The sequence below is a fragment of the Bradyrhizobium sp. WBAH42 genome (assembly GCF_024585265.1).
GTDB lineage: Bacteria > Pseudomonadota > Alphaproteobacteria > Rhizobiales > Xanthobacteraceae > Bradyrhizobium.
Window position 1 is genome coordinate 2,975,577 of sequence record NZ_CP036533.1, and the last position, 14,840, is coordinate 2,990,416.

At 61.9% G+C, this 14,840-nt stretch carries 16 protein-coding genes; 8 read left to right on the top strand and 8 right to left on the bottom strand.

The features are described from left to right. Positions 1–38 precede the first annotated feature (38 nt). The 3 genes from DCG74_RS13845 to DCG74_RS13855 all read left to right on the top strand — a co-directional run bounded on the left by DCG74_RS13845 (position 39) and on the right by DCG74_RS13855 (position 1,594). Positions 39–338 (top strand): hypothetical protein, encoded by a 300-nt coding sequence (locus DCG74_RS13845; RefSeq protein ID WP_373569520.1) that lies wholly within the window; start codon positions 39–41, stop codon positions 336–338. Positions 339–867: 529 nt separating this feature from the next. Further along, positions 868–1,110: a hypothetical protein gene (locus DCG74_RS13850; RefSeq protein ID WP_172786795.1), complete on the top strand. Its 243-nt coding sequence runs from the start codon at positions 868–870 to the stop codon at positions 1,108–1,110. 115 nt (positions 1,111–1,225) lie between these two features. After that, on the top strand, positions 1,226–1,594 hold the full coding sequence (locus DCG74_RS13855) for a hypothetical protein (protein WP_172786758.1): 369 nt from the start codon (positions 1,226–1,228) through the stop codon (positions 1,592–1,594). Positions 1,595–1,947: 353 nt separating this feature from the next. On the opposite strand, the gene DCG74_RS13860 is transcribed toward DCG74_RS13855, so the two are convergent. Then, entirely contained in the window at positions 1,948–2,496 is a 549-nt protein-coding gene (locus DCG74_RS13860) for a hypothetical protein (protein ID WP_246708887.1), read from the bottom strand. Between the two features lie 729 nt (positions 2,497–3,225). Between DCG74_RS13860 and DCG74_RS39000 the strand changes: the two genes are divergently transcribed. Next, positions 3,226–3,447, top strand: a complete 222-nt coding sequence (locus DCG74_RS39000) for a helix-turn-helix transcriptional regulator (RefSeq protein WP_172786794.1) — start codon at positions 3,226–3,228, stop codon at positions 3,445–3,447. Between the two features lie 52 nt (positions 3,448–3,499). Here the strand turns inward: DCG74_RS39000 and DCG74_RS13865 are convergent, their stop codons facing one another. The 6 genes from DCG74_RS13865 to DCG74_RS13890 form a co-directional block, all read right to left on the bottom strand. Then, entirely contained in the window at positions 3,500–4,225 is a 726-nt protein-coding gene (locus DCG74_RS13865; RefSeq protein ID WP_172786793.1) for a hypothetical protein, read from the bottom strand. A gap of 64 nt (positions 4,226–4,289) precedes the next feature. Continuing rightward, a complete protein-coding gene (locus DCG74_RS13870) occupies positions 4,290–5,279 on the bottom strand; it encodes a hypothetical protein (protein ID WP_172786792.1) in 990 nt (329 codons plus the stop codon). Next, positions 5,276–5,785, bottom strand: coding sequence for a hypothetical protein (locus DCG74_RS13875; RefSeq protein ID WP_172786791.1), 510 nt, complete (start codon positions 5,783–5,785; stop codon positions 5,276–5,278). The genes DCG74_RS13870 and DCG74_RS13875 overlap by 4 nt, the downstream gene beginning before the upstream one ends. A gap of 250 nt (positions 5,786–6,035) precedes the next feature. Further along, on the bottom strand, positions 6,036–7,448 hold the full coding sequence (locus tag DCG74_RS13880) for a site-specific integrase (protein WP_172786790.1): 1,413 nt from the start codon (positions 7,446–7,448) through the stop codon (positions 6,036–6,038). Positions 7,449–8,302: 854 nt separating this feature from the next. After that, the gene (locus DCG74_RS13885) at positions 8,303–9,145 is read right to left on the bottom strand and encodes a MoxR family ATPase (RefSeq protein WP_172786789.1); all 843 of its coding nucleotides are present in this window, start codon (positions 9,143–9,145) and stop codon (positions 8,303–8,305) included. A 105-nt stretch (positions 9,146–9,250) separates the two neighbouring features. Next, positions 9,251–9,496, bottom strand: coding sequence for a GlsB/YeaQ/YmgE family stress response membrane protein (locus DCG74_RS13890; RefSeq protein ID WP_172786788.1), 246 nt, complete (start codon positions 9,494–9,496; stop codon positions 9,251–9,253). Between the two features lie 288 nt (positions 9,497–9,784). Here DCG74_RS13890 and DCG74_RS13895 point away from each other — a divergent pair, with 288 nt between their 5' ends. The 3 genes from DCG74_RS13895 to sseA all read left to right on the top strand — a co-directional run bounded on the left by DCG74_RS13895 (position 9,785) and on the right by sseA (position 12,472). Next, positions 9,785–10,960 (top strand): VWA domain-containing protein, encoded by a 1,176-nt coding sequence (locus tag DCG74_RS13895; RefSeq protein ID WP_172786985.1) that lies wholly within the window; start codon positions 9,785–9,787, stop codon positions 10,958–10,960. Positions 10,961–11,086: 126 nt separating this feature from the next. Then, a complete protein-coding gene (locus tag DCG74_RS13900; RefSeq protein WP_018641027.1) occupies positions 11,087–11,500 on the top strand; it encodes a rhodanese-like domain-containing protein in 414 nt (137 codons plus the stop codon). 117 nt (positions 11,501–11,617) lie between these two features. Next, entirely contained in the window at positions 11,618–12,472 is an 855-nt protein-coding gene (sseA, locus tag DCG74_RS13905) for a 3-mercaptopyruvate sulfurtransferase (protein WP_172786787.1), read from the top strand. An 18-nt stretch (positions 12,473–12,490) separates the two neighbouring features. Here sseA and DCG74_RS13910 read toward each other — a convergent pair whose 3' ends face one another. Further along, complete coding sequence (locus tag DCG74_RS13910) at positions 12,491–13,243, bottom strand: hypothetical protein (RefSeq protein ID WP_172786786.1); 753 nt, start codon at positions 13,241–13,243, stop codon at positions 12,491–12,493. A gap of 367 nt (positions 13,244–13,610) precedes the next feature. Between DCG74_RS13910 and DCG74_RS13915 the strand changes: the two genes are divergently transcribed. Continuing rightward, positions 13,611–14,807, top strand: a complete 1,197-nt coding sequence (locus tag DCG74_RS13915; protein WP_172786785.1) for a L,D-transpeptidase — start codon at positions 13,611–13,613, stop codon at positions 14,805–14,807. Positions 14,808–14,840 lie beyond the last annotated feature (33 nt).

Below are 14,840 nucleotides of genomic sequence, written 5' to 3' on the forward strand. Positions count from 1 at the left end.
GGCTATTCCCTCAACTCGTCTTGGAAACGGAGGAAGCCATGCGGCTGACGACCGCTCTTCACGACAATGCTGTCGACCTAAACGCCCTCATGCATCGCGGTACGGTAACGAAGATGCTCGATGAGAACCTCGCCCGCATCCGTGTACATCGTAACAATATACGCCGTTACCGCAGTCTGCTGGAGACCCATCTGTCAGAACTGGAGCGGCAATTCATCGAGCGGCGCATATCGGAGGAGCGATCAGCTTTAGAAGCGTTGACATCCGAGACCTTTCCGATTGCTCTCACCTTACCTTTCGGCCAGGGGGGATCGCAGCATGAGCTTCGAGACCGATAAGGATTGCTACGCCGAGTACGACATCTTGCTGAAGCCGCGAGGACGCGGCCGTTGGAAGTGGGCAGTCAGCAACGCTGCTGGTCAAGCCGTGATGTCCGGCTCGGAGTGCAGTCGTACGGCCGCAAGGTACAAGGCGGAGCGCGCGCTGTTTCTGCTGCTGAGCGCAAGCGCATCGCGCGAGGCATCGGTCGGTTCGACCGCCGTATTCTCTCGGACTATAGGCGTTTCTGGCCGTAGCCAGCCCACAATCTAGAGGTCGATGCAGCCGCGCAGCGCTTTGGCAAGGCCTGACTGGAAGAAGCGAGACGCGGTCTTGTGGCGTTTGACCGCGAAGACCGTCGTGAGCGAATAACTTGTTCTATCGCCGCGTAGCGTCCTGGTGTTTTCACACAGCCAAGACCCGTTGCAGACATTCGTTGCTGTCGGTGCATGCCCCCAAAGGGAGCGAATATCGGCAACCTATGTTAAGGAACGGCGCTGTCGATTAGAGCAAATTGGAACGCCAATCAGCAGATACTGTTGCCGCCCAATGCAGAAGTTCTATTTCGATCACATCGAGAACGGCAACGTACTCACCGACCAAGATGGCTCTGAATTTCCCGGCATTGCCGAAGCGAGCATGGAAGCGCGCCTTTCACTTGGCGAAGAGGCACGGACGTTTTTGAGCCGAGGCAAAAGCGGGAGGCTGGCGGTCGTGGTGCGCGACGAGCACGGCGCTATCTTGGAACATTCCGCGGTCATTGAGCAGAAGATACTAGCCCGAACTCCCTAGCATTCACTCGTTTACGGATGTATCGTCTAACCATCATCGGCCAGGCTCTGCCCGTAGGCGTCGGTGACTGAGAGACCGATAGCGCTCCCGCCTGCATAGCTAGGGGAGCGCGGCCATGGCCGACAAGCGCGCCGTTTTTCGTCTCATATCGACTTCGGACGCAGAGATCATCCTGAGGACGCGCCAGCTGGTCGACCGCTCGCTCAAGCTGCTGGAGTGCCCGATGCCGGACACCTTCCTAGGCCGCAAGACGCAAGAGTCCTTCCCGACGGAAGTGAGTCGGGCCGCATTCCCATCGAGGAATCTGGCTCAACGGCGTGCCTGCTTCCCCGGCGACGCGGCCATCACGGCCGAGCCCGAGAAACAGAGCGAGGTGAAGAAGCCCCAGCTCTCTCCGCTGGAGGAGGAAACGCGCCGCGTTATTGAGGAGTATGCCGAAAGCCTGCGGGAGAGCGCCAAGCAACTGCGCCGCAAGCTGCATTGAAGTCCAAATTTGGGCCGGCCGACCCTTCGGTTCGTCAGGTCGTAAATTGGCTCAAATGGCCATTCGGCGATTCTCGCTGTTGTGTCCGCTGCTGAACACACAACGGACGTCAATTTTCCGCACTGTCGATCGCGGTAGGTTGAGGCCAAGATCGCGCTCCTCGGATGAACTCGCGTCAGAGGGCTTTGAAACGTCAGTCTTCCCGACTTTTCCCGCTTAGGTAGCTGTGCTTAGATACCGCGGATCTTTGTGGGGGAGAGTATGATGGCTGACCATCAGCATATTTTCACCGCTGCCTACATCGCGCTCGCGATCTTAAATGCGGCGCTCGCAGCGATGGCCATCTTTTCGTTTTAGCCGTCCCTGATGCGGCGGCTAAACGCGGGCCGCCCCGCTGATTGACGGCGGGCTTTAGCGGCACTGCGCCGACAGCTCTTAGGCATCTGGTTTGGAGCGGGACTCGATGCAGATCGCTCGCACGCCTGGTACATGTCCATAAGCGGTCTACCTTCGAGGAAAACCGCACGAGGCCTTAAACCGCCTTGCTTATCGAGCCAGCGCTGAATCGTAGAAGGATACATTGAATACAGCATGCGGGTCGCACTTCGGTGAGTGAATGTACGCCCTGTTCGGTCGAAATCCCACGCCGCATGGAAGCCGAGTTTTGCTCTCGGAGTAACGCAGATTTTTCCCGGCGCAATTGTTGCGAGCACTATCGTGCAGGCTGAGGCGCAAAGGCCGTCGATCATCACCGACTGATCCGAGGCCCGCAACTTTTCGTATCGGTCAATGTAATAGCCAATTGAGCCGCCTTGATCATGCGTAATGCGAACAGAAGCCTCACTGCTTCTCGCGCACGTGAACAGCAGCAAAACCGCAAGTAACCCAGCCCGATGGTTCATCGAGATCTGTCCTGTGATTGCAGTGAATGAGCGTTGCGGCAGCGCGCACATGCTCTGCCTCAAAGCGCGGCTTACGGATCAGTAACGGTAACCGTAGGGGTATTGACCCGGGCAGACCCAGTTCCCGTAGGTGTCATAGAAGCAATTATTGTAATTGCCGTAATAGCCATAGGCGCCGGCCGCAGCTGCTCCCACTGCTGCTGCACCTAGCCCGTACGCCGCACCCCTGTAAGCGCCGCGATAAGCTGCATTGCGGTAGACTCCGCGGCGAACTGCCGTGCGCGCAACGGGGCGGCCGGGTATGGGGAGCCATAGCCGCGACCAGCGACGCCATATCGGCCGCCTCGAACATGAGCGACGCGTGCGCCGCCGCCGTGAAATCCTCCAGCGCGCATGCCACCTCCATGAAACCCACCGCCGCCGCGGAACCCACCACCTCCACCTCGGCGGGCAAATGCATCATCAGGAATGAGACTGACAGTGATTAGGACAAGAGCCGCCAAAGCAGCAAGAAGGCATCGAAGCATGGCTGTCCTCCAAGGTAGGGTGCCGTGCAGGAGCGACGTGGTGCCCGCTCAAAATAGTCGATACCCGGCACGAGCCTTTGCTTCCCTTCCAGTCGGCGTTTGATTTAAATCAATAGCTCGCGAGCCTTTGCCGTGCTTTCGCGAGCGCACTCTGTCCAAAAATATACACAAGCGCTGGCCCTCATCGTTATAGACAGGATGGGTGTATGACTGTCATCTGCAAGGCGCCCCGCTAAGTCCACGCGAGAAGCAATTACTCCGCCGAATAGCCGCCGGAAAGACAGACGCTCAAATCGCTGAGCGGTTTGGCGGTGGCGTTAAGCGCGTCGCCGAACAGCGAGCCCGGCTGCTCAACAAGCTCGGCGCAAGGGAGCCGCTGAAGCGGCCGAGCGGCTGGCGAGCTGGGGCACCTATCGTGGCGTGACGTGATGGCGGGGATGAGGCACCCCAGCGGTCGTCAGCTCTGCGGCGAGGCGCTAGTGTTTGATATAGTAGGCAATGGCGAACGCGAAGATCAGCGCGGCCCAACCCATTGTTTTGATTTCCGTGCGCAACGAGGTGATTGCTGCGCCCATCTGGTGCATCGCCGCAGCGTTGGCGCGCTCTACATCGAATGATCCCTTCGGCTCCGCCGGGAGATCGTCCGCGGAGGAATCCTCCACCGGTTGGAGAAGATCATAGTGAAATGAAACGCCTTGAATCTTGACATGTCTATTATTTTCATCGCGGTTGAGCCACTTCTTTCCACTTCCATCCGGCTCCCAGCCGTACTGGATCGGCGATGACTTGCTTAGGTCAAAAGGCAATTCCACCGTGATAGTGGAGGGTAAAAAGCCGCTTCGGATGTTCGCCACGAGTTCTTGCAGGTCAGCCGACGGTACGAACACACTGATGTAGATCTCCGAAGGATGACACGCGATGGGGTCATCTGAAACGAGTTCCTCGGAGTAGCTCATCCTGTTGTATGCGTAATATTCGTCGGTCTTCGCAATCTCCACCGTGAGCACTGCTGAAATTAGCTTCTCCTTATTCCAGCGACTTGGTTTTTGAAAAACCTCGCCCGTTTCGAGATTGACGTGATCGTGACCGTCGAGTTGGACTTGAAAGGAGACGACTTGCCTGCCGCGCCCGATGCCTTTTTCGTCGGGAAGATCAGCGTAAGAATGCATCGAGACGGATGAGGCCTTTAATGTGAGGAGCATCCTCCCTCCGTACTTGTGAAGCTACGATTGTTTCGCCGTTTCCAAGGTAGGTTAAGACGGACGGCTATTCGGGTTTGCTCGGAAGGGGGTCTATTCCTACGAGTGTATAAAACGTGCGCACCTCGCCAGTGACAGCTTCGTCGATCTCGACCTTCTCCAGCGTAGCAACGCATTGACGTCCGAAATAGTCCCGAAGTCTCGCTTTCACCTCTCGGGCAAGCTTGCCCTCGATAATCTCGCGCCGTTCGTCAATCAGTTCAAAGCGGTCGCGTAACAAACTCGCTCCTAACAAGACCGCTCGTAAAGAAATTTCGACGCTACGTTTCGTCCGGTATTTCGAGACATTGCTTTGCAGTGCTGGTATCTGGTCTGTGTCAGCGGCCCACGTGAATTTGGTCCCCGTCATATCAACCCATTGCAAAGAAAAGCCAGCGTGCGACCGGGAGAGGTCATCGAGCACGTGGCGCAAGTGCGCGACAGCTCGCTGACCTAGTTCACCGGATAAGCGGGATATTTCTTTTTCCTGCTTCGTGGCATTCAGTAGCGCAAAAAGCGTCTCCAGTGTCGATACGGCAGTGCTTTCGCCGAACACATCGAAGCGCGGCCGGATAAAGATTTCCATCCCAAAAGACGATGGGAAGACGTCCGCAAACCGCATCGCCGTTGCGTTCACGATTTCGTTTGACAGAGGACCTCGACGTCGCGGTCCGGTGGTTATTGCTTGGGCGATGCTCGAATAGAGCTTTTGCAACCGGATCAGAAAAACGCCGAGTTCTCCGACGCCGGCGGTATGATCCGCATACGAGTGACCGGACAGGGAGACTGTCAACGCCTCGCGGGTGCGGTATTTCACCAACTCCAGCCGCTCCTGTTCTAAGCGCTCTTGGAGATGCGACAAGCTCGCAAGGCTTAGTTCTGCCGAGAAACTATCGGGATCGAACGCGCGAATGTGCTGCGCAGCTTTCAAGGCTTCGTCGAGTTCAGACAGACGCCTCAACAAGCCACGCATGCGTGACTCGGCTTCACGGGGGTCGATGCCCTCCCAGAGGATCATGGCGCGGCATTCGATGGAGGACTGGGACGCGTGAGCTTTACGTGAACGATGCCTTTCGGAATATCATTCCTGTCATACCCGAATTCGCCGATCCAGTACTTGCGTTGGGCCCGTGCGGCATCGCTCATGGGATGTCCCGGTGGGTACACCGGGCAAAAGTAAGCATCGCATAGATACTTGGCTTTAGTCGTCGGACCAGAGACCAGCGCCTTCAATGCTGCCTTCTTCGCGTCGGGCAAGGCGTCAATTATCGTGGCGTCGATAAGCATCACCAAATCTACGTCACCCGGATCGTTTTTGCTGGTGACAAAGCTGCCATCCAGCAGCTGCTCGCATCCGCCGACCAGGTCAGTGATCTCCTGCGCATGTTGATTGTATCCCGCGAAGATCGGCTTTCGGGTCGTCGAATGAGGGAAGCTGGCTACGAAATGCCCCTCCAGTTCGTCGTTAGCGAGAGTATGAATTCCGGCGTCGAGATAACCGTTGGAATTGAACTTTGCGCTCAAACGATTCCCCCCAATGCGCTTCAAATAATTGCTTGTAGCGCAACCATTGGCTGTAAGGAAGCTGGCTACCTATCCCTCCTGTACGATCAAGCCTGTGGGCTTCTTTTTCGACCGCGAATCGCGACGCAAATAGGTACACAAGTCACCTAATACATTGAAATTATTAAGACTTCTTTTCAGCTACTCTCCCGCGCAGAGAATGCAAGCAAAGACCGGAAGGGATCTGATTGAGATCCCAAAAGACGACGCCTCAGGCCGCCAGCCTCGGCTGGTGCTTTTCTGGATCTATGCCGGCAGGTGCAGGCGCGGCGACGATGCGTCGCAACTCGGCTGCCAAGCCATTCAGCACCGCGCGCTTTTCCTTCATCCGCTTGGAGTGATTGTAGACCCTGCCCGTGACCGTCGGCACAATCTGCTCGGACTTCTTACCTGCGGCGTGGTCGAGGCACTTCGCGATCCACGCGTCATCGAACCCGAGGTCACCGGCCAGCGTCGCTGCCGTCCGGCGCAGGTCGTGGGGCGTGAACGGCTTGAGGCCGAGCAGCTCGCACAGCCCGGCGGTTTTGGTCTTGTCTTTGTTCTTTTCGTTTAGGGTGCCGCGCAGCGCGTCCGCCATCGCCTTGCGGTGGATCGGCTGGTCCTTGTACATCGGGCTCTCGAACACGAACTGCTGATCATCCGAGGTGAGCGCCTCCTTGATGATCTCAACGGCCAGATCAGATAGCGGCTGCTGGATCACCCGCCTCTTCTTGACCCGCTTGAGGGGCACGTCGAAGCGCGGATGCTCGCCGTCGAGGTCGAACAGCTCATCCCGATGCGCGCCGAGCAGTTCACGAGACCGCAGCATGGTGACCAGCTCGAATTTGAGCGCGAGCCGGGTTCGGCGGTCATAAGGGAGGTCATCACGGTCCAGCCCATGCCAGAAGATTCGGATCTCGTCCTCGGAGAGGACGCGGGTGCGGGGATGCTCAGGGTCGAGTTTCGGTAGGTTGACGCAGGGGCTGGCCGTCACATAGTCGCGGCCGGCCTCCGATGCCCAGTTGAACAGGCCGGAGCCCGCCTTGCGCATATGGCGCGCGTTGCTGACCGAGGGCTTGCCGAACTTGCCCGCGACGATATCGTTCGAGAGCGTCGCGATGTCGTGCTTGGTGACCTCCATGGCCAGCTTCTTGCCGAGGCGGGGACGAATAAAGCGGTTGAGGTGGCTGGCCGTGTTCTCCCAGCTTTCCAGCCGGGGCCGCATCTCGCCATCCGGCTTTTTGACGGGCGTCTTCATCCACGCGATGCGCTCGTCGATGATCTCGGCGACGGTCTTGCCGCGCTTGGCCTTCGCGGCTTTCTGGTCGCGGAAGGTCTCGGCGAGGGCGTCGCCCCCCATGGCCTTCAGGCCGTAGACCTTGCTGCGGGCGTCCTCGACCGTGAAGCTCTCGGGATTGTAGACGCCGAGCCAGCCGGTGCGCTGCTTGCCGGTCCGCCGGTCGGTGAACTTGAAGGAGAAGGTCGCGACGCCGGCCGTGGTGATGCTGACGTAGAGGCCAGGGCATTTGCGGTCATAGAATTTGGTCCGCTTGGCGACCCGCTTCTCACACAGCCGGTCGGTCAGAATGACGCTGCTGTTGCGGCCCCGCTTGCCGGCGGGGGAGGGGACAATGGTAGTATCCATGTGGTTTCGGCTCCTAAGGCTTGGGACCAAAGGGCTCGGCTCTTAAGGCTTTCAGTTTGTCGTGCGGACGCTGAAAGGCTTAGGGCCGGGCCCTTATTTTGGTGAAGCCCGCTGAAACAGCCCGCATCAGGCTAATCAAAAGCCGCTTGTTTTAAAGGGTTTTCTTAGTTTCGGCGTGTTTCACCAAGTGCCAAAATATAGACGTGTGGTCCTGGCCGTCGTTGCTACGGTCAAGCCTGTCGCGGAGATGTGCGCGAGCCCAACCGGGCAGACGGCATCGTCAATTCGCGGGGCGAGGGAGGCCAGAAGGAATTCGGCTCCCGGGAGAGCGCGGCATAAGCCGTCCGACCATCGCGCAGGGAAGGCCGAGTGATCGGCGACACCTGTATGCTGCTGTGCGGTTTCTCTGCGTGTGCCTTTCGCGCAGCGGACCGCGGGTGCCCGTCGGCACCCGGTCTTCCCTGCGCCCTCTTTCTTTCGGGGCGATGGAATGAAGCAAAGCTCGGGCGAGATGAGCCGCGAGGCTGCGAAGGTGTGTCTGCAGCTACGCACGCGCTGTCATCGCCCGCGAAGGCGGGCGATCCAGTACTCCGAGAAGGTGCGCTAGAACCGAGAAGCCGCGGCGTACTGGATTCCCCGCCTTCGCGGGGAATGACAGTGGCATTTGGAGAATGACGCCGTTGCCCCTTGCCCGCACTCGTGCCCCGGACGCAGCGCAGATATCGTAGGGTGGGCAAAGCGAAGCGTGCCCACGATCTTCGTCCATCGCGGAGGACTGGTGGGCACGGCGCTTTGCGCCTTTGCCCACCCTACGGCATCGTGCGACGCGCTGCAGCGCGTCGGGGACACGAGGCCTACACTTCCCGTCGGCTCAAGAACGCCAGCCGCTCAAACAGATGCACGTCCTGCTCGTTCTTCAGCAGCGCGCCGTGCAGCGGCGGGATCAGTTTGCGCGGGTCGCGCTCGCGCAGTTGCTCGGCGCTCATGTCCTCGTTGAGCAGCAGCTTGAGCCAGTCGAGCAGCTCCGAGGTCGACGGCTTCTTCTTCAGGCCAGGCACCTCGCGTACCTCGAAGAAGATGCGCAACGCTTCCTCGACCAGGCGCTTCTTGATGCCGGGGAAGTGGACGTCGACGATGCGGCCCATCGTGTCGGCGTCGGGGAACTTGATGTAGTGGAAGAAGCAGCGGCGCAGGAACGCATCCGGCAGCTCCTTCTCGTTGTTGGACGTGATCATCATGATCGGGCGCTGCTTGGCCTTGATCGTCTCGCCGGTCTCGTAGACATGGAATTCCATGCGGTCGAGCTCGAGCAGCAGATCGTTGGGAAATTCGATGTCGGCCTTGTCGATCTCGTCGATCAGGAGCACCGGGCGCTGCTCGCTGGTGAAGGCGTCCCACAGCTTGCCGCGCTTGATGTAGTTGCGGATGTCGGACACGCGCTCATCGCCGAGCTGGCTGTCGCGCAGGCGCGACACCGCGTCGTATTCGTAGAGTCCCTGCTGCGCCTTGGTGGTGGACTTGATGTGCCAGGTGAGAAGCGGCGCGTTCAGCGCCTTCGCCACTTCCTCCGCCAGCACGGTCTTGCCGGTGCCGGGCTCGCCCTTCACCAGGAGCGGGCGCTCCAGCACGATCGAAGCGTTGACGGCGACCTTGAGGTCATCGGTCGCAACATAGTCCTTGGTGCCGGTAAATTTCATCGCGCGTCCTTGTTGGTCGTCGTCCCGGGAATTGCCAATTGCATCGCCCCGGTCGCGACATGGGAACGGCCGCGCAGGGCGGCCGTTCCTGGTTCGGTCAGGCTTTCAGACCCGTCTTATCAGCGAAAGGATGACGAGCACAATCACTGCGCCGATCGTGGCGTCGACGATGGCGCCGATCGTGCCCGTTGCCAGCTGGATGTGCAGCTGTGGCAGCACCCAGCTCGCCACCAGCGCGCCGATGATGCCGACGACGATGTTGCCGACCAGCCCAAATCCCGCCCCGTGGACAATCTTGCCGGCCAGCCAGCCGGCGATGGCGCCGATGATGAGCGCCGCGACAATTCCCATTGCAAACGTCCCCCAAACAACCCCTTGAGGCCGGCAATTCTAGAGCAAAAAGCCTGCCGGTCCACGTTGAATCACCGCGGTCGTGATCTTGCTTCACCTCTCCCCAGCGGGGAGAGGTCGATTTGCTCCCGGCGATGCGGAGCATCGTCCGGTGCAAATCGGGTGAGGGGGCGCCGGTCCCACGAGGAAGCGAAACCCCTCACCCGGCACTGCGTGCCGACCTCTCCCGATGGGAGAGGTGAAGTGCCGCCCCTTGACGTCAGCCACCCGACGGGCAATCTGTCACCCATGTTCCTGCAATTCTTCACCTCTCTGCGCGATGCGCAGGTCCCCGTGACGCTGCGCGAATACCTCACGCTGATGGAGGCGCTCGACGCCGACCTTGCCGACTACACGGTCGAGAACTTCTATTACCTGTCGCGCGCCTCGCTGGTGAAGGACGAGCGCAACCTCGACAAGTTCGACCGCGTCTTCGGCACTGTGTTCAAGGGGCTGGAAAGCCTGCTCGAGGCCATGGACAAGGCGGAGATTCCCGAGGAGTGGCTGAAGAAGCTCGCCGAGAAATACCTCACAGAGGAAGAGAAGAAGCAGATCGAGGCCATGGGCTGGGACAAGCTCATGGAGACCCTGAAGAAGCGCCTCGAGGAGCAGAAGGGCCGCCACCAGGGCGGCTCGAAGTGGATCGGCACCGCCGGTACCTCGCCGTTCGGCGCCCACGGCTACAATCCCGAAGGCGTGCGTATCGGCCAGGAGAAGAACCGCAACAACCGCGCCGTGAAGGTGTGGGACAAGCGCGAGTTCAAGGATCTCGATGGCAACGTCGAGCTTGGCATCCGCAACATCAAGGTGGCGCTACGCCGCCTGCGCAAGTTCGCCCGCACCGGCGCGCCCGACGAGCTCGATCTCGACACCACCATCCGCGAGACCGCCAATCACGGCTATCTCGACGTGCACATGCGGCCCGAGCGGCGCAACGCGGTGAAGCTGCTGGTGTTCTTCGACATCGGCGGCTCCATGGACGCGCATATCGAGCAGGTCGAGGAGCTGTTCTCGGCGGCGAAGAGCGAGTTCAAGCACATGGAGTATTTCTACTTCCACAACTGCCTCTATGAGGGCGTGTGGAAGCAGAACAAGCGCCGCTTCACCGATCGCACGCCGACCTGGGACGTGCTGCACAAATACCCGCACGACTACAAGGTCGTGTTCGTCGGCGACGCCTCGATGTCGCCTTACGAGATCATGGTGCCCGGCGGCTCGGTCGAGCACGTCAACGAGGAGCCCGGCTCAGTCTGGCTCGACCGCATCATCCGCACCTATCCGCACACGGTGTGGCTGAACCCGGTGCAGCAGAAGCACTGGGACTATTCGGAATCCACCACCATCATCAAACGCATCTTCGCCAATCGGATGTATCCGATCACGATCGAGGGGCTGGAGAGTGCGATGAAGGAATTGACGCACTAGCTGTTGTCATTCCGGGGCGCGACGAAGTCGCGAGCCCGGAATCCATCGGGCCGCAGCACGCGTAGATCAATGGATTCCGGGCTCGCGCTACGCGCGCCCCGGAATGACAACAAGAGGGAGAACCATATGCCCCAGACCATCACCCGCGGCATCAAGGCGCTGATCGACGAGGCCAATGCCGAGATCGAGACGCTCACCGCCAAGGACGCGATCGAGATCTCCAAGAACGGCGACGTCGTCATCGTCGACATCCGCGATCCCCGCGAGATCGAGCGCGACGGCCGCATCCCGGGCGCGTTCGCCTGCACCCGCGGCATGCTGGAATTCTGGATCGACCCGCAGAGCCCTTACGCCAAGCCGATCTTCCAGGAGGACAAGAAGTTCGTCTTCCACTGCGCCGGGGGCCTGCGCTCCGCGCTCGCGGCCAAGACCGCGCAGGACATGGGCTTGAAGCCCGTCGCCCACATCGCCGGCGGCTACGCCGCCTGGCGCGATGCCGGCGGGCCGACGGAGCAGTGGGAGCCGAAGAAGAAGGGGTGACGTCATTCCGGGGCGCGCGAAGCGCGAGCCCGGAATCCATTCATCCACCGACTCTGCCGCGCGATGGATTCCGGGCTCGCGCTACGCGTGCCCCGGAATGACAGCAAGGAAAAGCCAATGACCGCCACCGACCCCCTCGTCTCCACCGAATGGCTCGCCACCCATATCGGCGATGCCAACGTCAAGATCCTCGACGCCAGCTTCAAGCTGCCGGGCGTGCTGCCGCTGCCGAAGGACGATTATCTCGCCGCGCATCTGCCGGGCGCCGTGTTCTTCGATGTCGATGCCGTGTCGGATCATTCCAACCCGTTGCCGCACATGTTTCCGAGCGCCGAGCAGTTCGGCCGCGACGTCGGCAATCTCGGCATCGGAAACAGCGACACCGTCGTGCTCTACGATGCCGGCGGCTGGGTCGCAGCGCCGCGTGCCTGGTGGATGTTCCTGTCCTACGGCCACGGCAACGTGCGCATCCTCAATGGCGGTTTGAAGAAGTGGCGCACCGAGGGACGCGCGACCGAGAGCGGCGAGGTCGAGCCGAAGCCGGCGACCTTCAAGGCGCGCTATGATGCAAACCGCGTGCGCAGCATGCAGCAGCTGATCGCCAACGTCGAAAGCCGCAAGGAGCAGGTGATCGACGCGCGCGCTGCCGATCGGTTCGAAGGCCGCGCGCCCGAGCCGCGGCCGGGCATCCGCTCCGGCCACATCCCCGGCGCCCGCAACGTGCCCTACAACCTGTTATTCGATGCCGCGACCGGCGAGATGAAGCCGCTCGAGGATCTGCGCGCCGCCTTCACCAATGCCGGCGTCAAGCTGGATGCGCCGATCGTGACGAGCTGCGGCTCCGGCGTCTCCGCCGGCGTGCTGACCCTCGCGCTCTACCGCCTCGGCATCACCGACACCGCGCTCTATGACGGCTCGTGGTCGGAATGGGGCCAGGCCGGCGGCCCGGCTATCGCGACCGGTCCGGCGTGAGGTTGTCGGAGTGACGAGTCAGCGCGTACGTGCGGTCGTTGTTGTCGCGAAAGCCGGCTGCTGCTGACCGAACGGATCGAGCTGCTGCTGCAGCTGCTGAGGTGGCGGGCGCCGCACCACGCGTTGGCGCTTCTTGACCTTGGCCTTGCGCTTTGTGGCCTTGCTGTCCGGCTTGCTGCTCTCGGCCTTGGCCTTCGTCGGCGCATCGCTGGCGGCCGGGGCAGCGTTCAGCGCAGCGAGCCTTGCCGAGGCGACATCGATCGCCGCGGCTGCGAGGGCAGGGTCAGCCGGCGCCGGCTCGCTGGCGGTTGCGGCAGGCTGGGCCTCGGGGATCGCGGCCGTGGTGTCGGCGGGGGTCAGCGTATCCGTGGAAGCCGGCGCGGCCGCCACGGTCGGCTCGGGCCTGGCTGGCTCGATGGCCGGCGCTTCGGCCTGGGGCGTGGCGCCCTCAGGCTGAACGTCGGTCTCGGTCGTGAGTACCGCAACCTGGTCGGGCTCGCTCAGGGGCAGAGCGATGGTCGGCACCTGGTCGCGGAGCGATGGCGTGGTCTCGGCGGGTAACTCCGGCTCGGCCCGCAGCACCGCGAGCACCGGCTGGGCCGGCTCGGGCGCTTGCGCAAACACCTGCTCCTGCGGGCCGTTCCGCCACCCGGGGTTGCTGGCATATTGCTGATGGGTCGCCCGCAGAAGCGCGGCGGCCCCTAGGCCGAACACCAGGATGGAGGTTGACAGCAGGATCGCGGCAAACAGGAAGCGAAAGCCGGGAAGCATCGAGCGGTTGCGAATTTCCGCCCCGGCGGCGGAGTGGCCGGGGCCCAAGAGCCATCTGAACGCGGTGACGGTACTGCTTGCCGCGTTCGCCACGCGGGATCGAAGCTCAAAAAAGTGGCGAATCAGGCTGATTCGACCATATCGCAACGCTTCCGGATCGTTCCGTTAAAATCGCGGCCCAACATCGCGGCAAATGATGGCGCGATACGATTTCAGCCCCGTGATGCAACGGGGCAACGGTAGTCTTGCGGATCACAAAACGGCAAGTCCGGCGCAAATAAGCCTGATATGTCTTGAATGTGCCGCTATCTTCCGTCATCTGGCCGTTAACGGTCCGATCGGGCTTGGGGACTATACAAGAGCGATGATGATCAAACATTTTCTGACGATATGCGCTGCCGCAACAGTCGCTGCGGCGGGAACCTCGCTCGCTCAGGCTCAGAGCTATCCGGTCCAGCAGGTCCCGAGCTATGGCGCCCCGGCCGAATATCGGCCCGGTGACCGCGTACCGAATTTCGACGCGCTCGATGAAGACGACGACGCGATGCCGCATGCCTCGCTGCCGCCGCCCGGTCCGGCCGACGATCCGCGCTACGGCCGTCCGATGGGCGCGCCTCCGGTCTATTCGGCCGCCCCGCCGCAAGGCCCGGTGATGTCGCCTGATGATCCGCGTTACGGTCGCCCGGCTGGCGCCCCGCCGGTCTATTCGGCAGCGCCGCAGGGCCCCGTGATGTCGCCCGACGATCCCCGCTACGGCCGGCCCGCCGGTCCGCCGGCGGTGATCTACGCCGACCGTCCGCCTCAGCAGGCGCCCGCCAATGATGGTCTGCGTCCGCCCGAGGCTGTCGGCGGTCCCGCCGCGACCGGCACGGTCCAGGCCGGGCAGCCGCCCGTGGGCACGGATGGCCGCCCGGTGACCTTGGCCGCGCTGCCGCCCGAGGAGCAGCCCGATGCCGCGCCGGTGCAGCTGCCGCCGAACCTGCGCCGTCAGGAGGTCGCGTTCCAGACCAAGGAGCCGGCCGGCACGCTCGTGGTCGATACGCCCAACACCTACCTCTATTACGTGCTCGGAGGCGGCCGCGCGATCCGCTACGGCGTCCGTGTCGGCCGCGACGGCTTCACCTGGACCGGCGTGCAGAAGATCACCCGCAAGGCCGAGTGGCCGGATTGGCATCCGCCGACCGAGATGATCGAGCGTCAGCCCTATCTGCCGCGCTTCATGGCCGGCGGCCCGGGCAATCCGCTCGGCGCCCGCGCGATGTATCTCGGCTCGACCGTGTACCGCATCCACGGCACCAACCAGCCCTCGACCATCGGCAAGTTCGTCTCGTCGGGCTGCATCGGCATGTTGAACGAGGACGTCTCCGACCTGTTCGATCGCGTCAAGGTCGGCACCCGCGTTGTCGTGATGCCGGGCGGCCCGCCGCCGGGAACGGCGACGGCCTCCGCCGCGCCGACGCCGAGCGCGGCCGGGCCGGCTCCGATGTCCGCCCAGGCGGGCCCGGTCCCGGGGACGCAGCCCACCGTCGTGCCGCCGCTGCCCGCGCCGGTCACCGTGCGCTGAGCGCCTCAACATCAATGTTTGCGAAGGGCGTGC